This window comes from Kangiella sp. M94, assembly GCF_054926195.1.
The window spans coordinates 1,414,204-1,434,585 of the sequence record NZ_CM142903.1; the positions used below are offsets into that span (position 1 = coordinate 1,414,204).

21 protein-coding genes and 2 tRNA genes are annotated in these 20,382 nt (G+C 43.4%); 4 read left to right on the plus strand and 19 right to left on the minus strand.

Features of this window, described 5'->3' with window-relative positions:
• Window positions 1–8 precede the first annotated feature (8 nt).
• Window positions 9–1,295: a glutamate-5-semialdehyde dehydrogenase gene (locus ACYTXU_RS06460; RefSeq protein ID WP_462209254.1), complete on the plus strand. Its 1,287-nt coding sequence runs from the start codon at window positions 9–11 to the stop codon at window positions 1,293–1,295.
• Between the two features lie 97 nt (window positions 1,296–1,392).
• On the opposite strand, the gene ACYTXU_RS06465 is transcribed toward ACYTXU_RS06460, so the two are convergent.
• From ACYTXU_RS06465 to ACYTXU_RS06525, 13 genes are all read right to left on the minus strand, one after another.
• Window positions 1,393–2,043 (minus strand): hypothetical protein, encoded by a 651-nt coding sequence (locus ACYTXU_RS06465; protein ID WP_462209256.1) that lies wholly within the window; start codon window positions 2,041–2,043, stop codon window positions 1,393–1,395.
• 504 nt (window positions 2,044–2,547) lie between these two features.
• Window positions 2,548–2,623, minus strand: a tRNA-Lys gene (locus ACYTXU_RS06470).
• 226 nt (window positions 2,624–2,849) lie between these two features.
• Window positions 2,850–2,925, minus strand: a tRNA-Lys gene (locus tag ACYTXU_RS06475).
• 120 nt (window positions 2,926–3,045) lie between these two features.
• Window positions 3,046–3,240, minus strand: coding sequence for a Fe-S cluster assembly protein IscX (gene iscX, locus ACYTXU_RS06480; protein ID WP_462209258.1), 195 nt, complete (start codon window positions 3,238–3,240; stop codon window positions 3,046–3,048).
• Between the two features lie 53 nt (window positions 3,241–3,293).
• Window positions 3,294–3,632, minus strand: coding sequence for an ISC system 2Fe-2S type ferredoxin (fdx, locus tag ACYTXU_RS06485; protein WP_462209259.1), 339 nt, complete (start codon window positions 3,630–3,632; stop codon window positions 3,294–3,296).
• A gap of 9 nt (window positions 3,633–3,641) precedes the next feature.
• Window positions 3,642–5,495 (minus strand): Fe-S protein assembly chaperone HscA, encoded by a 1,854-nt coding sequence (gene hscA, locus ACYTXU_RS06490; protein WP_462209261.1) that lies wholly within the window; start codon window positions 5,493–5,495, stop codon window positions 3,642–3,644.
• Between the two features lie 26 nt (window positions 5,496–5,521).
• Complete coding sequence (hscB, locus tag ACYTXU_RS06495; RefSeq protein ID WP_462209263.1) at window positions 5,522–6,055, minus strand: Fe-S protein assembly co-chaperone HscB; 534 nt, start codon at window positions 6,053–6,055, stop codon at window positions 5,522–5,524.
• Between the two features lie 82 nt (window positions 6,056–6,137).
• Window positions 6,138–6,461 (minus strand): iron-sulfur cluster assembly protein IscA, encoded by a 324-nt coding sequence (gene iscA, locus ACYTXU_RS06500; RefSeq protein WP_462209265.1) that lies wholly within the window; start codon window positions 6,459–6,461, stop codon window positions 6,138–6,140.
• Between the two features lie 47 nt (window positions 6,462–6,508).
• A complete protein-coding gene (gene iscU / locus ACYTXU_RS06505; protein ID WP_012801431.1) occupies window positions 6,509–6,892 on the minus strand; it encodes a Fe-S cluster assembly scaffold IscU in 384 nt (127 codons plus the stop codon).
• 21 nt (window positions 6,893–6,913) lie between these two features.
• Window positions 6,914–8,128, minus strand: coding sequence for an IscS subfamily cysteine desulfurase (locus ACYTXU_RS06510; protein WP_462209267.1), 1,215 nt, complete (start codon window positions 8,126–8,128; stop codon window positions 6,914–6,916).
• A 62-nt stretch (window positions 8,129–8,190) separates the two neighbouring features.
• Window positions 8,191–8,658: an Rrf2 family transcriptional regulator gene (locus ACYTXU_RS06515; protein ID WP_462209269.1), complete on the minus strand. Its 468-nt coding sequence runs from the start codon at window positions 8,656–8,658 to the stop codon at window positions 8,191–8,193.
• 197 nt (window positions 8,659–8,855) lie between these two features.
• On the minus strand, window positions 8,856–9,686 hold the full coding sequence (cysE, locus tag ACYTXU_RS06520) for a serine O-acetyltransferase (RefSeq protein ID WP_462209271.1): 831 nt from the start codon (window positions 9,684–9,686) through the stop codon (window positions 8,856–8,858).
• Window position 9,687: 1 nt separating this feature from the next.
• On the minus strand, window positions 9,688–10,485 hold the full coding sequence (locus ACYTXU_RS06525; RefSeq protein ID WP_462209373.1) for an RNA methyltransferase: 798 nt from the start codon (window positions 10,483–10,485) through the stop codon (window positions 9,688–9,690).
• 206 nt (window positions 10,486–10,691) lie between these two features.
• Between ACYTXU_RS06525 and ACYTXU_RS06530 the strand changes: the two genes are divergently transcribed.
• Together ACYTXU_RS06530 and ACYTXU_RS06535 are read left to right on the plus strand one after the other, a co-directional pair.
• A complete protein-coding gene (locus ACYTXU_RS06530; RefSeq protein WP_462209273.1) occupies window positions 10,692–11,468 on the plus strand; it encodes an inositol monophosphatase family protein in 777 nt (258 codons plus the stop codon).
• A gap of 114 nt (window positions 11,469–11,582) precedes the next feature.
• Window positions 11,583–12,380 carry a 2-oxoadipate dioxygenase/decarboxylase family protein gene (locus ACYTXU_RS06535; protein WP_462209274.1) on the plus strand — a complete coding sequence of 266 codons (798 nt, stop codon included), beginning with the start codon at window positions 11,583–11,585 and terminating at the stop codon, window positions 12,378–12,380.
• Between the two features lie 71 nt (window positions 12,381–12,451).
• On the opposite strand, the gene ACYTXU_RS06540 is transcribed toward ACYTXU_RS06535, so the two are convergent.
• Window positions 12,452–13,381 (minus strand): electron transfer flavoprotein subunit alpha/FixB family protein, encoded by a 930-nt coding sequence (locus ACYTXU_RS06540; protein WP_462209276.1) that lies wholly within the window; start codon window positions 13,379–13,381, stop codon window positions 12,452–12,454.
• Window positions 13,381–14,130 (minus strand): electron transfer flavoprotein subunit beta/FixA family protein, encoded by a 750-nt coding sequence (locus ACYTXU_RS06545; protein WP_462209277.1) that lies wholly within the window; start codon window positions 14,128–14,130, stop codon window positions 13,381–13,383. The genes ACYTXU_RS06540 and ACYTXU_RS06545 overlap by 1 nt, the downstream gene beginning before the upstream one ends.
• 181 nt (window positions 14,131–14,311) lie before the next feature.
• On the opposite strand from ACYTXU_RS06545, the gene ACYTXU_RS06550 reads away from it, so the two are divergent.
• Window positions 14,312–15,967, plus strand: a complete 1,656-nt coding sequence (locus ACYTXU_RS06550; RefSeq protein ID WP_462209279.1) for an electron transfer flavoprotein-ubiquinone oxidoreductase — start codon at window positions 14,312–14,314, stop codon at window positions 15,965–15,967.
• Window positions 15,968–16,034: 67 nt separating this feature from the next.
• Here ACYTXU_RS06550 and ACYTXU_RS06555 read toward each other — a convergent pair whose 3' ends face one another.
• The 4 genes from ACYTXU_RS06555 to ACYTXU_RS06570 all read right to left on the minus strand — a co-directional run bounded on the left by ACYTXU_RS06555 (window position 16,035) and on the right by ACYTXU_RS06570 (window position 20,356).
• Complete coding sequence (locus ACYTXU_RS06555) at window positions 16,035–17,219, minus strand: DUF3466 family protein (RefSeq protein WP_462209281.1); 1,185 nt, start codon at window positions 17,217–17,219, stop codon at window positions 16,035–16,037.
• A 131-nt stretch (window positions 17,220–17,350) separates the two neighbouring features.
• Window positions 17,351–18,613, minus strand: coding sequence for a DUF3466 family protein (locus tag ACYTXU_RS06560; protein ID WP_462209283.1), 1,263 nt, complete (start codon window positions 18,611–18,613; stop codon window positions 17,351–17,353).
• Window positions 18,614–18,691: 78 nt separating this feature from the next.
• Entirely contained in the window at window positions 18,692–19,339 is a 648-nt protein-coding gene (maiA, locus tag ACYTXU_RS06565) for a maleylacetoacetate isomerase (protein ID WP_462209285.1), read from the minus strand.
• Window positions 19,340–19,366: 27 nt separating this feature from the next.
• Complete coding sequence (locus ACYTXU_RS06570; RefSeq protein ID WP_462209286.1) at window positions 19,367–20,356, minus strand: fumarylacetoacetate hydrolase family protein; 990 nt, start codon at window positions 20,354–20,356, stop codon at window positions 19,367–19,369.
• Window positions 20,357–20,382 lie beyond the last annotated feature (26 nt).

A 20,382-nucleotide genomic window follows, 5' to 3' on the forward strand; every position in this document is an offset into this window, starting at 1 on the left:
AGGAATTTATGACCATGAAAGAAAATTCATTTGAAAGTAAAGAACAGCAAGAGCTGTATGAATTAACCGTGCGCGCCAAACAGGCAGCACAAACGCTGGGCAATTTGACCAGCAGCCAAAAGAATGATGTTTTAGCGGCGATGGCTAAAAAACTAAAAGCCAACCAGAACCAGATTCTGGAAGCCAATAAAAAAGACATTCAATACGCCAAAGATAACGACCTGTCCGACGCGATGGTCGATCGCCTGCTTCTTGATGAAGCGCGCGTTGATGGTATGGTTGATGCTCTGCACAATGTGATTAGCCTGGCCGACCCAGTTGGCGAAATGGGCCCAAGTACATTGCGTCCGAATGGTATTCGTGTCGGCAAGATGCGTATTCCTTTAGGCGTCATACTGATGATTTACGAAGCGCGTCCTAACGTAGCAGTAGAAGCTGCTGCCCTGACACTAAAATCAGGTAACGTAGTGATTCTACGTGGCGGTAAAGAAGCATGGCATTCTAACCAGGCACTGATTCAATGCTGGCATGATGCGCTGGTCGATTGTGGCCACAGCAAAGAGATGGTCTGCATCGTTCCATCGCAAAGCCACGAAGCAGTCAATAACCTGCTTCAATTCCGTGACACCATTGATCTGGTCATTCCACGCGGCGGCGAGCGTTTGATTCGTGCAGTAACCGACAACAGCAAAATTCCAGTGATTCAGCACTTTAAAGGTGTTTGTCATCTGTATGTCGATAAGTTTGCTGATATGGACAAAGCTGAAAAGCTTCTTAAAGACGGCAAGGTATCACGTCCTGGTGTTTGTAACGCACTGGAAAGCCTTGTTATCCATAAAGACATTGCTAACGAATTCTTAAAGCGCGTTAACAAGCTAGGCAATGAATTTGGTATTCAGTTTAAAGCTGATAAAGACTCAGCCGCACAATTGGATAATGCTACAGAAGCCAGCGCAGAAGATTATCATAATGAGTATCTGAGTCTTGCCATGAGTGTTAAGCAGGTAGATTCCTATGATGATGCCGTTGCGCATATCCTTGAACACAGCTCAAGCCACACCGAAGTGATTGTCACTGAAAACATAGACCGTGGTAATGAATTCATCCGCCGCATCAACTCATCAGTTGTGATGGTCAATGCTTCATCACGCTTCTCAGATGGTGGCGAACTAGGCTTGGGTGCAGAGATTGGTATCTCAACCAGTAAACTGCATGCCTACGGCCCAATGGGACTGGTACAGCTCACTACAGAGAAATATGTAGTCACTGGCCAAGGCCAGGCAAAGCACTACTAAAACAGTGCTTAATAAAGCGTTCGAGCAATAGGGTCGACTAGCCCTATGCTAAAGCCGCGGGTGTCCTCTTTCTAAGAGCCCTGCGGCTTTTTTCGTTTTATTCAGTTATATAATTGATGAAAACGGTTAGAAAGCCAGGAGTTTTAAAACGGGACTTAGATACAATACTATCACTGGGCGTATCTACCAAATGAGCATACAGAGTACCCGCAAGCTTTGGATAATCCTTGTGTTCTTTGGCAAAGCTAAGTTCATAGTAACCATCAATATTCGCGCAATAACTAGATATACGCTTTACCACTGTATCATTCTTGGTTAACTTACCAGTTAGGAACTCCTTGTGCTCAGCATCCATTTCCTTAACTTTATCATCAAAGTCTTCATCATCATCCTTTGTGCTAAACCAAAAGTACTCAGAGCCATCTCGATTATCCCAGCCATAGTCAATTAAATTACCGCTATCGTCATACTTATAAACCATACTGAACCCAACCATTGGAGGTTGATACTTAATTATTTGGCCTTTTGAATCAAAATTATAAGTAAACGCGATACAAGCATGTTCATCATCAAGATTATCAAAAACTGCCACATGAATCTCACTAATCTTATTATTAACTATTTGTTTTTGATCAATAAACTCAAGACCGCTGAAAGAAGGGATTTCCTGCTCTTGAGTTTCAGCATTAACGATCTTAACACTGAGTAAAGCAATCGAGATAAGAAGAAGTATTTTTATAACCCGCATAGTTCTATTTCCATATTGTATCGTTATTCAAAAGCACATTAGCAAATGACTCAATGTCAGTAAACATATCATATATCTCACAACCGTCGTTATGGGTGTGCCAAGGCACATTCCACCTTGCTGTGATAATCGCTCCAAACGAATGCGGGCGTTATAGGATGGGTTAGCGAAGCGTAACCCATCAAATACAACAAGCGACTCATCGGTGGGTTACGGCTTCGCCTAACCCACCCTATAACTGGATTGTATGGATATAGATTGGTGTGATGCACTCAATAGACGGCAGTACTATAGGATGGGTTAGCGTAGCGTAACCCATCAAATACAACAAACAACTCATCGGTGGGTTACGGCTTCGCCTAACCCACCCTATGTTCTTAATAGCAGTAGGTTGGTGATGTACCCTTAGGGCAGGATCACCAACCTACATCAGCCTTAATGGAAACAAATAACTCAGGCACAAAAAAAAGCCGCTAATGTTTCCATTAGCGGCTTTTCGGGATTTGGTGGGTTGCACAGGGATCGAACCTGTGACCACCTGATTAAAAGTCAGATGCTCTACCGACTGAGCTAGCAACCCAAATCTCTTGTCAGGCCTTGGCCTAACTCGATGGCGCGTATAATACCTTTTTGAGCTGAAAACTCAAGCCTAAATTCCGATTAAATACCACTTAATTGAACATTTCTATCAGCCGATTATTCTCGGGTGAAATGTGGGGTGGAAGATAGGGTGAAAGTCAGGCATAAAAAAACCGCCAATATTTCTATTAGCGGTTTAGTTCCCTTTGCTTTAAAGGGGAAGAATTTGGTGGGTTGCACAGGGATCGAACCTGTGACCACCTGATTAAAAGTCAGATGCTCTACCAACTGAGCTAGCAACCCAAATTCTCTTTCGAGAGTCACCAAAGTGCGATTTTGGTGAGACGCGTATAATACTGTTTTTTGCAGAAAATACAACCTTTTGTTGGCTCTTTTCGGCTTTTTGTCCGCTCAAAAATTGCCCTATTCGGCCTCTTCTATCCACGCCATCTGAATCGCTTCCAGAATACGCTCACCGCAGCGCTTCGGGTCATCATCAAAGTCTTCCAATCCCATGACCATTTTCTGTAATTCCATAAAATTGACGGTCTTTGGGTCAACATCTGGGTGCTTTTCATATAGCTCAATGGCAATATCTAAACTATCTATCCATTTCATAGGAATACTCTCTCAATACTGGCATCTTAAAAACTGGCTCTTCAAACTGGTCTCTAATGACGCTCGGACACTTGGTTAATGGTGTATTTAGGGATTTCTACCGTTAAATCCTCGCCATCAACCACTGCCTGGCAACTTAGGCGCGATTCAGGCTCAAGTCCCCAGGCCTTATCCAGCATGTCGTCTTCGAGCTCATCGCTCTCTTCTAACGAATCAAAGCCTTCTCTGACAATGACATGGCACGTTGTACAGGCACACGACATTTCGCAGGCATGTTCAATCTCAATATTGTTGCGCAATGCAACATCCAGAACCGTTTCGCCCTCTTCAGCTTCAAACACAGCACCTTCCGGGCATAACTCTTCATGGGGTAAAAAAATCACTTTAGGCATGTTTAACCCTTATATCTCATCAATTTCATGACCAACCAAAGCTTTTGCGATACTCGCATCCATCCGTCGGCTGGCAAATTCTTCAGTACTCTTATCGACTACTTTAATAGCTTCTTCAATCGCCTCAATATCACCATTGTCGCTGATGTAAGCCAGCTGCTTTAAAGCCTGTTCAATGGCGTTACGCTCATCTTTCGACAGTAACCTATCACCACTTTCTGCCAATGCAGCCTCGACAGCTTCTATTACACGCCTGGCTTCAACTTGCTGCTCACGCAACATGCGCGCCTTCATATCCTCTTCTGCATGACTCACAGAAGACTGTAGCATGGTAGTGATCTGCTCATCATTCAATCCGTAAGAAGGCTTAACGGTAATATCCGATTTTACACCAGTAATAGTCTCTTCAGCAGTTACTTTAAGCAAACCATCGGCATCGACCTGATAGGCTACTTTAATCCGTGCAGCACCGGCGACCATCGGTGGAATACCACGCAATTCAAAGCGCGCCAGGGAGCGGCAATCTTCTACCAACTCACGCTCACCTTGAACTACATGAATAGCCATAGCTGTTTGGCCATCTTTATACGTAGTAAACTCTTGTGCGCGAGCAATAGGAATTGGCGTATTTCGGGGAATGATCTTTTCGGCCAGACCACCCATAGTTTCGACACCCAGTGATAAAGGAATGACGTCCAGTAACAGCATATCCTCATCGCTTTTGTTGCCGATTAGAACGTCTGCCTGAATTGCAGCGCCAATGGCAACCACTTTGTCTGGGTCGATATCAGTCAGCGGCTTCTTGCCAAAATAGTCTTCAACTTTTTGGCGAACCAGCGGAACACGTGTAGAACCACCAACCATTACAATATCTTGTACTTCTGACGCTTTAAGTCCCGCATCTTTTAATGTGCGGCGACAGGCTGCCAGAGTCTTATCAACAATCGGTGCAATCAATGATTCCATGAGCTTTCGATCCATTGAGCCCTTCCAGTGCTTGAAATTGATTTCAACACTGTCATGATCGGTCAAAGCTTCCTTAACGTCACGCGCCTTAATCATCGCCATCTGATAAGCATTACGATCATTCTTATCGATATCCGCCTGCTCAACAAGATAACCAGCAATAGCTCGATCAAAGTCATCGCCACCTAAGGCACTATCACCGCCAGTGGACATCACTTCGAAAACACCTTTTTCAAGACGTAAGATAGAAATATCAAACGTGCCGCCGCCTAAATCATAAATGGCATGGATACCTTCACTACCTGTATCCAAACCGTAAGCCAAAGCCGCAGCAGTTGGTTCACTAATCAAGCGCAAGACTTTAACACCAGCAATCTGTGCAGCATCTTTCGTCGCCTGGCGCTGCGCTTCATCAAAGTAGGCTGGTACCGTTATCACGACACCGCCAAGCTCGCCTTCCAATGACTCTTCTGCTCGCTTAACCAGCGCCTTTAAAATCTCGCTGGATACTTCAACTGGATTTTTCATCCCGCAGTCCGTTTCAACCGCCGGCATTCCTGTACCAGATGCCGTTAATCGGTTAGCACTAAACTCTTTAATCTTTTGTACGTCCTTCAGACCACGGCCCATTAAACGCTTAACCGAGCTAATGGTGTTCAGAGCATCAGAGCAGACAAATAGTTTGGCCGATTTACCGACCGACACAGTACCGTCTTTTGCGTAATGAACAATCGAAGGCATAATATGGTCGCCTTCGAGATCAGGCAAAGTTTTTGCTTTACCGCTACGCACGGTAGCAATCAGCGAGTTGGTCGTTCCCAGATCAATGCCCGCCGCCAGTTTGTGCTGATGCGGATCGGTGCTTTTGCCTGGTTCTGAAATTTGTAGTAACGCCATAAATAATATTACTGATTCAAATGTATTTAGCTTAAAAGCTTGTCTTCTGCTTGTTCAATGTCGGACAAGGTTTTATGCAAGAATTGGAGCTTGTAAATCGCTTTCTCAAGTTCATCGGTATTAAGGGGTTGATTCGCAAATAACTCTGCCATCTGCTCTTCCTGTTTTTCTTCCAATAGGCTAATTTTATCAGCAAATTGATTTAACCGGGAGATATCACTACTGGAGACAATATCTTCTAACTCTTCACGCAACTCTAGTTGCTGCATCAAAAACTCAGGATCATTAACCGTATGATCTTTAGCGGTATCGATGCCTGTCTTGAGATGTAATAAATATTGGGCACGCTTAACGGGATTTTTAAGAACAGCAAATGCATCATTAAGCTGGGTTGTTTTTTGCATGGAGAGCATTTGTTGCTGAGCACCAGAGCTGGCAAAGCGATCGGGATGAACACTATTTAATAGAGTTCTTAATTTAGCTGAAAGTTTTGGAATATCGATAGAAAAATTCGGCTCAAGGCCGAACATTTCAAAATAGTTTTGTTGTGAATTAGCCATAACAGGAATTCTTGTTGATAGAGTTTAAAGCAACCGGTGCGTAACCAGCAGTCTTATTAATTTGTGAAAGCTTTACAGACTATCAAACTGTGAAAGACTCACCACAACCACACTCACCCTTAACATTTGGGTTCACAAACTCAAAGCCTTCGTTTAAACCTTCTTTTATGAACTCCAGACGAGTACCGTCAAGATAGAGCTTACTCTTAGGATCAACAATCACCTTAACGCCTTTATCTTCGAAAACAACATCTTCCTCATTGAGTTCATCAACGAACTCCAAGACATAAGCTAAGCCGGAGCATCCTGTGGTTTTAACGCCCAGACGAACTCCAAGCCCTTTGCCGCGATTGGCTAAGAAACTTTTAACACGTTCTGCTGCTGCATCGGATAAGGTGATTGCCATATTAAATCCTAATCTACTTACCTGGTTATTACTTAATAAATACTCAATTACTGACCGTGCTTTTCTTTGTAATCTTTCACTGCTGCTTTAATCGCATCTTCAGCTAACACTGAACAGTGAATTTTTACTGGAGGTAAAGCCAACTCTTCAGCAATTTGCGTATTCTTAATGGTTTGTGCCTCATCGACCGTTTTGCCTTTAACCCACTCAGTGATTAAAGAACTAGAGGCAATCGCAGAGCCACAACCGTAAGTCTTAAATTTAGCATCTTCAATAATGCCCTGCTCATTCACTTTAATTTGCAGTTTCATTACATCACCACACGCCGGTGCACCGACCATACCTGTACCAATGCTGATGTCAGTCTTTTCAAAAGAACCAACGTTGCGTGGGTTTTCATAATGATCAATTACTTTTTCGCTATAAGCCATAGTAGTATCTCCTACAATTGTTTAGTGGGCTTGCCACTCAACTTTGGACAAGTCCACACCCTCTTTGTACATTTCCCAAAGAGGTGATAATTCACGTAAACGACCAATTGAGCCTTGAACCTTCTCAATGGCATGATCAACTTCTTCTTGCGTCGTAAAGCGACCGATAGTGAAACGAATTGAGCTGTGTGCCAATTCATCATCACGACCTAATGCACGCAGTACATACGAAGGCTCCAAACTGGCTGAAGTACAAGCCGAGCCGGAAGAAACCGCTAAATCTTTAAGTGCCATAATCAATGACTCACCTTCAACAAAGTTAAAGCTGATATTGATGATGCCAGCTACGCGTCTTTCTGGATGACCATTAAGATACACTTCTTCCATATCTTGCACGCCATTCCACAAACGCTCGCGTAAGCGCATAATCCGCTCATTGTCGCTGGCCATATCTTCTTTGGCGATACGAGCAGCTTCGCCCATGCCGACAATTTGATGCGTCGGCAAAGTACCGGAGCGCATACCACGCTCATGACCACCGCCATGCATTTGCGCTTCTAAACGAACACGCGGTTTACGACGCACATATAAAACACCGATACCTTTCGGGCCATACATTTTGTGGCCTGAAATCGATAACAAATCGACTTTCGTTTTCTCAACATCAATTGGCAACTTGCCAGCACTTTGTGCTGCATCAACGTGGAAAATGATTTTTCGTTCACGACACATTTCGCCGATGGCATCAATATCCTGAACCACACCCGTTTCGTTATTAACATGCATCACGCTCACTAGAATAGTGTCATCACGCATGGCATTTTCAAGAGCTTTAAGATCAAGCAATCCATCTTCTTGAACGTCCATATAAGTAACATCGTAACCTTCACGTTCAAGCTGGCGAGTAGTATCCAGAACGGCTTTATGTTCTGTTTTTACGGTAATAATGTGTTTGCCTTTTTTACCATAAAAATGTGCAGCGCCCTTAATCGCTAAATTGTCAGACTCAGTAGCACCTGAAGTCCAGACGATCTCACGAGGGTCTGCATTAATTAATTCAGCTACTTGTTGACGAGCAATATCTACCGCCTCTTCTGCTTCCCAACCAAATTTATGAGAACGAGAAGCCGGGTTACCAAAGATACCGTCAACACTCATGTATTGAACCATCTTCTCGGCAACACGCGGATCGACCGGCGTAGTTGCTGCGTAATCAAGATAGATGGGTAATTTCATGCTTTTCTCCGCTGTTTCGTTTGCCTATTAACTACCAATCATTACTGGCAGCTGATAAATCGTTAACTAAATAAAATAACGTCTTCTTCACGAAAACGCTGATTCTGGCGCTCTGCAACTTTTTGTACAAAACCCCTTTGAATAACCTGCTCTAAAGTGATACCACTCAAGAACTGATAAATCTGATCACTCAACTCAGTCCAGAGCTGGTGCGATAAACATAGGTCACCATCCTGGCAACCGCCTTTTCCATTACACTTTGTTGCGCTAATCGGCTCATTGACCGCAAGCACAACCTCTGCAATCGAAATCTGACTTGATGGACGTTTCAGCTCATATCCACCGCCGGGACCACGCACACTGTCGACCAAACTGGCTTTTCTCAGCTTGGAAAATAACTGCTCAAGATAGGACAAAGAAATATCCTGCCTGCTTGAGACTTCAGCTAATGTGATGGGGCCATTTCCGCTGTGCAACGCCAAGTCCAGCATGGCAGTCACAGCATATCGACCTTTAGTACTTAGTTTCATAAGCTCTTCCCGTAAATTACCCTTTAATGATCCCATACCCGAGTAATTTAGTCAACTTTCATTAATCAAACAGGGAGCAAGTAGCCGTCCGCAACCTCTTGATTAAAAAGAAACTTATCAGAAACCCAATAACCATTAAAATATTTCATACCACAGATTGGGCAGAAAACCGAATAAACTAGTCAGATATTAACTGATTAGTTATCTTTATCATTCTTTTCAGTCCTGGGAGCTTCACTTTCACTAGAGTCATTGTGCTTAGAATCCATCTGTTCACCGGTATCTAATGGAGCTTTTGGCTGACCGTTACCATCAAGAATCTTGCCGCAATCCATATCCGGCAGGTCAAACTCAGTCAGATCAAACCCTTTTGATTTCAATGCACAGCAAATGGCATGAAGCTGCGCTTCCATTGCATTGGCATGTGTGTACATAGTGCGAATGGCTTGTGTTAATGGATCTTGCTGATCAGCGCTAATGCCGTAAGCTTCGAATATTTCATCGTCATCGTGTTTGGAGCGAGAACTTTCACGTGCTGGAATACCTATTACTGTAGTATCTTCAGGAACATCTCTTATGACCACGGCATTTGAGCCAACGCGTGCATATTTATGCAAGGTGATAGGACCAAGCACTTTTGCGCCTGCCCCAATAACCACCCCATCTTCCAAGGTTGGGTGACGTTTGCCTGCTTTCCAGCTGGTGCCTCCCAATGTCACGCCATGATATAAAGTGCAGTCATCGCCAATCTCAGCAGTTTCACCAATCACTACCCCCATACCATGATCAATAAAAAAGCGACGACCAATTTTAGCGCCTGGATGAATTTCAATCCCCGTTAACCAACGAGCAAGAGTGGATAAGGTGCGCGCCAACCATTTCCAATTCGCCTTCCATAACTTATGAGCCAAACGATGAAACCAGACGGCATGCAGGCCAGGATAATTAGTCAAGATTTCAAAGTTGTTACGCGCGGCAGGATCGCGGTGGTAAACACTTTTAATGTCTTCTTTCATGCGCTTAAACATACTATGAGCCTTTTACATGCCGTTTAATATACTTATCTATAGAGGATAGAAAGCCTCGTAAGATATTCACCTCACCTTTATTAAGGCGGGCTTTTGCCAGAATTCTGCGTATTCTAGCAGGTAATAATTTAGGTTGCTCGGGGTTGTAGAAGTCCGTTTTGTTCATAGTGGATTCCATATGGTTATATAATCCATCCACCTCTTCGAAACTTGCCAGCTGCTCACTGTCTTTATCCTGCTCCGCGTCAGCTTGCGTATTATAACCTGGCTCAGCATCAACCGGATGTGAATCTTGCTCAGCTGACCCAGCTGTAACTTTACTGGCCAGCCTGATTTCATAAGCAATCAGCTGAACGGCCGAAGCAAGGTTTAATGACATGTATTCAGGATTTGCTGGAATATTGACGTGATAATGGCAGAGTTGTAATTCTTCATTGAGTAAGCCAGTGCTTTCGCGACCGAACATAATCGCTACCGGACGCGCTTCTTTTTGTTCTTTGATGAGCTCCCCCATCTCACGAGGCTCAATCAAAGGCCAGGGTAAAGCACGGTTACGCGAGCTGGTGCCAATAATTAACCGGCAATCCGCCAAAGCTTCCTCAACAGTTTCAACGACCTGTGCATTTTCCAGCACATCCAGAGCGCCGGATGAGCGAACCATGGCTTCTTCAGAGGGAAAATCCTTAGGCTTAACCAGGACCAGATGCTTCAGGCCCATGGTTTTCATTGCGCGCGCTGCAGCACCGATATTGCCGGGATGACTGGTCTGACAAAGCACTATTTTAATGCTATCGAGCAATTGAGGATCAAATTGTGGTTCTGAAGGGGTGGAATAGCTCATAACGCGTTGAAAAGAAGCATAAAAAGTTAAGCGTTATGATAACAAAGCGCAAAGGAATCCCCTATTTATAATGATAAATATTTTACCCAGTATAAATATTTGGTATGATGCGCCCGATTTTGGCCTTTGAGCCAGTAGTTCTTTGACAGTGGTGGTATATCAATATGAATGCGTACAAAACAATTGCCGTGCGTGCGGCTAACCGTGCGGGTGACTTTATTGCAAAAGCGTTTACTGATCGTGATCGCATTATTTCGCAAAGCAAAGGCCTCAATGATTTTGTCAGTAACATCGATCAACAAGCCGAATACTTGATCATTGATACCATCAAAAAAAGCTATCCTGATCATGCTATCTTCGCTGAAGAAAGCGGCCATCAAGGCAGCAGTGATACTGTCTGGGTCATCGACCCTCTCGATGGCACTACCAACTTCCTTCGTGGTATCCCTCACTTCTCTATTTCCATTGCCGTTCGCCAGAAAGGCAAAACTGTTGCGGCAGTGGTTTATGATCCACTACAGGATGAAATGTTCAGTGCAGCCAATGGTTCAGGTGCACAGCTAAATAACAAGCGCCTACGCGTTAGTAATGCCAAGAAGCTGGAACATGCCATACTCGCAACAGGCTTTCCATTCCGTGAAGGACAAGACCTGGCAAAGTACATGGAATACTTCCAAACTCTTTACCCACATTGCATTGATATGCGTCGCGCAGGCTCAGCTGCTTTGGATTTGGCTTATGTTGCTGCTGGTCGCTACGATGGATTCTGGGAATTTGGTCTAAGCGATTGGGACACCGCCGCAGGCGCTTTAATCGTTAAAGAAGCTGGCGGTATGGTCAGCGACATCAAAGGTAATCAGTACACAGGTGATTCAGCGAGCATTCTGGCCGCTAACCCTGGCGTCTTTAAGCATTTCTTACAGACGGTCAAAAGCATCTAATCCACAACAACACTCATTCTTTTCAGATTTCACTAGAGAACGACGGGCCAATTATTATACAATTGGTCTGTCCTCTTACCAGATTCACACAAAAGTACAAAGGTAGTTATTGATATGAATACTCTTTTTAATGCACTTTGGGAAGATTATATTGAAATCACGCCAGACGCATTGACTATTCACAATAAATTCAAAGAGTTAGGTGAAGAAGTTATCACCAACGATCACATCGCGTTAAGAACCTTTAATGACGGTTTGATCAGCCTCAAGCATATTGGCGAGTATCTTAAGCAATTTGGTTACCAGGAAGCTGGCGAATACCACTTTGAAGAAAAGAAACTGTACGCCAAGCATTTTGCCCATGAAACCGATCAAGACACTCCCAAAATCTTCGTCAGCGAATTACTGCTGGAAGAGTTCTCTCCAGAGCTACAAATGTTCTGCCGCGGCTTAATTGCAGAAGCCAACTGGAATATCGGCAAAAATGGTTTACAGCTACCAAGCCGTCCTTGGGGCAAAATTTCTCGCACAGCTTACGAAAAGTTGCTGGAAGAAAGTGAGTATGCAGCCTGGCTAGCAGCCTTTGGCTTACGCGCAAATCACTTTACCGTTTCAATCAACCATCTTACAAAATTAGGAACGATTGAAGAGGTAAACGAGTATCTCAAGCAACAAAACTTTGAACTCAACACCAGCGGTGGCGAAATCAAAGGCAATGAAGAAGTCTGCTTAAAACAAAGTTCTACCATGGCTAACATGGTCGACTGGAAATTTGAAGACGGCACCTACCCTATTCGTTCATGCTTTTATGAATTTGCAGAGCGTTTTGCCATGAACAATGGAGAGCTTTATCAAGGCTTTGTTGCAGCAAGTGCTGACAAGATTTTTGAATCAACAAACGCAGCTGCCTAATTTGATACAGCCATGACCCAAATAAAAAAACCGCCAAATGGCGGTTTTTTTATTTGGTTATAAACTTGTTATTAAAGCGATTCGATCAACTCAGGTACCACTTTAAATAAGTCAGCAACTAATCCATAGTCAGCAACCTGGAAGATTGGAGCTTCTTCATCTTTGTTGATGGCAACAATCACTTTGGAATCTTTCATACCTGCCAAGTGCTGAATGGCGCCTGAAATACCGACAGCAATGTACAGTTCAGGAGCAACAATTTTACCGGTTTGTCCAACCTGATAATCGTTAGGTACAAAGCCAGCATCGACTGCTGCACGCGATGCACCAACTGCCGCGCCTAATTTATCAGCTAATTGCTCAAGCATGGCGAAGTTTTCACCATTGCCCATACCGCGACCACCTGAAACAATCACTTTGGCTGATGTTAATTCAGGACGCTCTGACTCAGTCAGCTCTTCACCAACGTAATCCACTAAAGCACCATGCTCTGTTGTGCCGATCGACTCTACAGAAGCTGAACCACCTTCGTGTGACAAAGCATCAAATGCTGTTGCACGAACAGTAATGACTTTCTTGCCGTCGTTACTTTTTACCGTAGCAATGGCATTACCGGCATACACCGGGCGCTTAAAAGTATCATCACTTTCAATCGCAATGATGTCTGAAATTTGTTGGACATCCAGTAGAGCTGCGATACGTGGCGCAATGTTTTTACCGAAGGTTGTTGCTGGCGCAAGAATATGAGTAAAACTCTCAGCTTGCTCAACCACTAACTTATCTAAGTCTTCAGCAAGCAAGTGCGTATAATGCTCAGCTTCGGCCAAAAGAACTTTATCGACACCTTCTGCTTTAGCAGCTTCGTCAGCCACTGATTTACAATCATGGCCTGCAACCAAAACGACCGTGTCACCATCTAGGTTCTTGGCAGCAGCAATTGTGTTAAATGTCGCTGGCTGCAACTCGCTGTTATTATGTTCTGCAATGATTAAAGTGGCCATTAGATCACCTTCGCTTCATTTTTCAATTTATCAACCAGTTCGGCAACGGTTTCAACTTTGATACCTTCTTTGCGAGCTGGTGGGTTTTCCACTTTAAGTGTTTCTGTGCGTGGTGCCACATCAACACCAAGATCAGCAATCGCAAGCTCGTCAAGCGGCTTACGTTTTGCTTTCATAATGTTCGGCAAAGAAGCAAAACGAGGCTCGTTCAAACGTAAGTCTGTCGTGATAATCGCTGGCAACTTAACAGACAAAGTTTGCAGACCGCCATCAATCTCACGCGTAACCTGAGCTTTACCATCAGCAACTTCTACTTTAGAAGCAAAAGTACCCTGTCCCCAACCTAGAAGAGCGCCAAGCATCTGACCGGTCTGGTTATTATCACCGTCGATTGACTGTTTGCCCAGAAGAACCATCTCAGGCTGCTCTTTCTCAACCAAAGTCTTCAAAACCTTGGCTACCGCTAAAGGCTCAACTGCGTCGTCTGTTTTAACCAGAATGGCACGATCCGCACCAAGAGCTAGCGCAGTACGCAAGCTTTCCTGGCACTGCTGATTGCCAATAGAAACTACTATCACTTCGCTGGCCACGCCCTGTTCTTTCAAGCGCACCGCTTCTTCGACAGCAATCTCACAGAATGGATTCATGGACATTTTCACATTAGCGGTTTCGACGCCAGTGTTGTCCGCCTTAACGCGAACCTTAACATTCGCATCAATAACACGTTTTATTGCAACGAGAATTTTCATGAAAACCCTATCTATGTATAATTTCGCCAGATATAGACGACTGGAGCGCCTATCTTTAGTAAAATAGGGCGCAATGGTGACGTTTTAAGGCCTTAAGGTCAATAGTTAACGGTCAATTTGCGCCGAATTTGAACAGATTTTAACCGTTTTTGAGTAAAAAAACAGATAAGGGGAGAATTAAGTGGAACGTGAATTTATGGAGTTTGATGTCGTAATCGTTGGTGCAGGCCCTGCGGGCTTATCAGCGGCGATTCGTCTTCGCCAATTGGCAGCTGAAAAAGACCAAGATTTAATGGTCTGTGTGGTTGAAAAAGGCTCCGAAGTTGGTGCGCACATCCTATCCGGTGCCGTTTTTGAACCTACCGCACTCAATGAACTCATTCCTGACTGGCAGGAAAAGAACGCTCCCCTGTTGACCAAGGTGTCCGAAGATAATATTTACCTCTTTAGAGGTCAGGACAAATCCATCAAGATCCCAAACTTCTTTGCGCCTAAAACCATGCATAACCATGGCAACTATATTGTCAGTTTAGGCAATGTCTGTCGCTGGTTAGCTGAGCAAGCTGAAAGCTTGGGCGTTGAAATATTCCCGGGCTTTGCTGCTTCCGAAGTGCTTTACAATGACGATGGTTCGGTAAAGGGTATCGCTACCGGCGATATGGGTATTGGTCGTGACGGTGAGAAGAAAGACGGCTATATGCCTGGCATGGAGTTGCACGCCAAGTACACCTTATTTGCTGAAGGTTGTCGCGGTCACTTAGGTAAAGAGTTGATAGGCAAATTTAATCTCGATGAAGGCAAAGAGCCGCAGCATTATGGCATTGGAATTAAAGAGCTGTGGAAAGTGCCAGCTGAACAACACAAGCCAGGTCTGGTTGTGCACACAGCAGGATGGCCTTTAAGCGAGTCAGGCTCTGCTGGTGGCGGCTTCCTCTATCATATTGAAGATGAGCAGGTAGTTGTTGGACTGATTACCGACCTCTCCTATTCAAATCCACACGTTAGCCCTTTTGATGAGTTCCAGCGCTATAAGCACCAATCGGCTATTAAGCAATATCTGGAAGGTGGCGAGCGCATCTCTTATGGAGCGCGAGCCATTACCAAAGGTGGTTTGCAATCACAGCCAAAAATGTCTTTCCCGGGTGGCTTGTTGATTGGTGATGATGCAGGCACCTTAAACTTTGCCAAAATCAAAGGCTCACACACCGCCATGAAGTCAGGCATGATTGCTGCTGAAACGGTTATGTCAGCTGTGGCGAGTGAACGCGCTAATGATGATTTGCTTGAATATGCAGATAATTACAAGAAGTCCTGGGCATGGAAAGAACTTCATGCACAACGTAACTTCGGTCCTGCACAACATAAATGGGGCAACCTGTTAGGCTCGACTTATGCCTTCATTGATTTAAATATTTTCAATGGCAAGCTCCCTTGGACCTTGAGCGACCCTGAGCCAGATTACGCGCAATTAAAGCCAGCGTCAGAATGCAAAAAGATTAACTACCCAAAACCGGATGGTAAGTTATCATTTGATAAGCTTTCATCAGTGTTTGTTTCCAACACCAATCATGAAGAAGATCAGCCAGTTCATCTACAGCTGAAAGATCCTTCCATCCCGATTGAGGTTAATTTAGAAAAATACGATGAGCCCGCGCAACGCTACTGCCCTGCTGGGGTTTATGAAGTAGTACGTGATGATGATGGCAATAACCCCAAGTTTGTGATTAATGCTCAAAACTGTGTGCACTGTAAAACTTGTGATATCAAAGACCCAAGCCAGAACATTCACTGGGTTACTCCTGAAGGTACCGGCGGTCCAAACTATCCTAATATGTAATTCACTGCTCGATTGTTACTCATAAAAAAAGCGGCTATTGCCGCTTTTTTTTGTCTCACTGGTTTAATTAATTAAACTTTCTTCTAAACCCAAATAAAGTCAATAACACCAACATCAAGAAAGGAACACTGCCACCCCCTGAGTCTGTCACCTCTTCATTCTCTACTTCTTCCGTTGGTTTGCATGAAGTTTCGTCGGCAACAGGAATTAATTTAAGTGCTCGTACCGCTCCATCCTTGCCACCATAAACAACCATTTCACCCGAATTATTAATATCAAGTACACGACCAACGCTCCAAGAAGGATCACAGATTAACTCATTGATATTTTTCATCATTGAATTATCTATAATAAATGGTATTGACTCAAAGTCATCATTAGTTGCATAGCCAACAATTTGTCCAAGATCATTGATTGCAGTCGGGAGCAATTCAGGGAAGCTATCAACAGATGATTCCAATAAAGTAACTTGATCAGCATTGAAGTTATAATAAAAGCCTGTGTAGAGACCAGTTTCTCTATCTCTTATATAGCCCACTACTTCATTGTTAATATTGATATCTTTTGCTTGCATAAGTTCAAGCTCTAAAGAAGGTATTTCTCGAGTGTTCTCAAGGTTATCAAGATCAACTACATACGAGCGGGTCGTGAAATCCCCTTCATTATCACTCAGCAAATGATCTCTATAGCCTACCAGTACATTACTGTCATTAATTGCACTCGCTGTTAAAACCTGAGTTTGTTCATCTAATGAAATATATTGAGATGAGTTTAGGTCATAAGCAAAAAATTGCTCAAAATTTTCTTGTCCATTGAGCTCTTTTAAAAATCCAGAGCCTATAACAATTCCATTGTTATTAATATCTACAGCTATGTGTAAATTAAGAGTAGCATGCTCAGGCAAAGCTAAAACCTGCCCGTTAGAATACACAACAGGAACAGCGCCAGACTCAGATGTTGAGGAAGCACCTACCGCAACCATAGAGTCATTAATAGAATAGGCATCGCCTTCATCGAAATCCAATGTACCCAAATCAACTATAGCGGTTCCATCGTATAATGCCGGGTGAAAATCAAAGCTATTAGCAGGTCCCTGTGAATGACCTACAGCCATTCCACTATTATTAATTTTATATGCAACAGCATTGCTACCACCTAGATCACCTAAATCAACAACCCGATAGTAACTGGCATGGGATACTGTAGATAGCATCAGTAACCCGGCAAGTGCTGAACAAATTTTATAGTACATAGTTTCTCCTTGATTTATAAGAACTTTTAGCTGCCTTTTAATATATTACATGGTCAAGCAACAAATAAAAGCGACAAAAGTCGCTTTTATTTGTTTCTTTATATCAAACCTTATTTTTTTAAGGGTATAGATCAATTAAGTTTTCGTCTGATCCCAAACAAAGCCAACACCATCAACATTAAGAAAGGAACACTCCCTCCTCCAGATTGGTTATCTTCTTCTTCACAGGTTTCAATCGCCCCACCAGTGGGATCAAGTCTGAAGGCTCTTACTTCTCCATCTTTCACACCAAAACCGACAATTTGACCTGCATTATTGATATCTGTTGCTTCAGTTAATTTCCAACCAGAATCACAAACAATCAGGTTATTTAAATCTTTCATTTCACCATTTTCGTAGATGAAAGCTGCAAATTCGTTTAGCGTCGGCGCTGATACAAGTGCTCTACCAACAATTTGCCCATTATCATTAATAGCTCTTGCTCTCGAGTCGGTAAAGCTGGAACCTAAGAAACCCAAAAAAGTTAACTCTTCTGAACCACTTTGCGCATCATAATAGAAAGCTTCTTGATTATTGCGACTACCTGAAATGTAAACACTACCGACAACTTCATCATAAAGGTTAATATCATGGGCGAATGTCGCACGGTTATCTTTGGTCGGAAGTTCAGTTAATAAATTGCTATTATTGGTATCTATAATGAATGACTTAATGGTGTACTGTTCTGTATCAGGGACTTTTGCATCTGAAAAGCCAAGTGCTTTTCCTGTATTATTTATTCCCGTCATATAAGACTTACGAGTTACTTCATCAGCTAATGATGCAATCATAGTATAGGTCTGATCGTTATTATTATAGATGAAGCCTCTATCCACAGGACTTTCAGTATCATCAGGATCAACATCAAAGCGTCCAAATCCAACGATAAGATTGTCATCATTAATAGCAACAGCTTTTGTTTGGGTAAGGTGCTCTTTTTCTACCAACGTTTCAATTCCTGAGTCAAAGATCACTGCAAAGTTATCCTCACGAACTATTTGGCTTCCATTCTCCTGCTCAACCTCAGTAAGCACATTGGCATAACCAACGGCAACGCCTGAAGCATTAATCCCTACGGCTTCACTGACTGTTCCATCAGTAAGCACACCAAGATCCTCATTACCACCTGATTGATACTTTACGGCATGACCATAAAACTCTCTGCTACCGTCTTCATTTCTTGGGCCATTAGCGACACCAATTCCAACACCCATCTCATTAATCTTATAAGCAACACTGTAATTACCTTCTAGTCCACCCAAATCAACGATGTCATAAGGTGCGGAAACTGCTATCCCACTCGTTAGGGTGAGTAAAGACACAAGTAATGTTTTCTTAAATCGCTGTTGTTTCATTCTATTTCTCTTATATTGACGAATTTGGTGTAATCAATGCACTTCAATCATGTGACATTAGAGTGTCACGATCGGATATCATTCAGCATCGGGCTGTGATTCTGGCCTGGCATCTTTAAAGGCGTCTAAGGTTAAGCAATGTTGCTCTACTTCAACCAGACGTGGGTAATCAGTTAAATCAACGTTAAAGCGTCGTGCATTGTACATTTGTGCCACAATAAAGGCATCCGCTAAAGTCAGCAAATCGCCAAAGGCAAATGGCCCCAGCCCTTTGTAATTTTGCAATTCTAGCTCTATCGCCCTGAATCCTTCATGAATCCAATGCCGATACCATGTATCTTTAGCCTCATCACTGACATTAAGCTCACCTTTCAAGTACTTAAGCACTCTCAAGTTATCAAGCGGATGTATATCACAAGCAATGATTTGACATAGGCTTCTGACTTTAGCTCTTAAAAAAGGTTCACTGGGTAATAATTGTGGGCCCTCAAAAGCTTCTTCGAGGTACTCACAGATAGCCATTGACTGACTTAGGAGCTTGCCATTGTCATCCAATAACGGCACCAGCCCTTGAGGGTTTTGCACAAGATATTCGGGTTTATGCTGCTCACCACCATCTTTCACTAAATGAACAGGTATCATTTGGTAAGACAGACGCTTAACATTTAACGCAATGCGAACTCGGTAAGCTGCCGTTGACCGCCAGTAACTATAAAGCTTCAGCATAAACCCTCCTGATATTATTCTTAAGTGCTAGGCTTTCGGTTCGTATTTCTCAACAACTTGGTTGATTTGACCAAAGATACTGTCGCCATTCGCATCAAACATTTCGATAGTAACGCGGTCACCAAATTGCATGAATGGGGTCGATGGCTTGCCATTAGCAATGATTTCCAACATACGAACTTCGGCCAAGCAGGATGAGCCAGTTGACTGGTCTTTATTAGAAATAGTACCCGAACCAACGATAGTACCTGCACTTAATGGGCGAGTTTTAGCAGCATGTGCAACCAGGGTTGGGAAGTCAAAAACCATATCGACACCACAGTCAGGCTTGCCTAATAAGTTTTCATTGAGATGTGTTACCAATGGTAAAAACACTTTTTTGCCATCCCACTTATCACCCAGTTCATCCGGAGTTACAGCGACAGGAGAAAATGCTGAAGATGGTTTAGACTGGAAGAAGCCGAAGCCTTTAGCCAGCTCACCAGGGATAAGATTACGTAATGACACGTCATTCACTGTCATCAACAAGCGTATTTCTTTTTCTGCTTGCTCAGGTGTTGCATCCATCGGTACGTCACCAGTAATTACAGCGACTTCCGCTTCCATATCAATACCATACTCTTCGCTGGCCATTTTGATATTTTCGCGAGGACCAAGGAAAGTATCGCTACCACCTTGATACATCAATGGGTCAGTCCAGAATGTTTCTGGCATCTCAGCACCACGAGCTTTACGTACTAATTCAACGTGGTTGACGTAAGCGCTACCATCGGCCCATTGATAGGCACGTGGTAAAGGTGACTCACAGACAGTTTGGTCAAACTTAAACGCATCCGCAGCCTTGCCTTCGTTCAGTTCAGTATAAAGTAGCTCCAGTTTTGGTTTGAAATTATCCCAATCATCCAAAGCAGCTTGCATGGTTTTTACAAATCCAGGCTTTACTGCACGTGATAAATCACGGCTGACTACGACTAACTGGCCATCTCTTGAGCCATCTTTTAATGTTGCTAATTTCATTATTACTTCCTAAATTCTTATCAAAT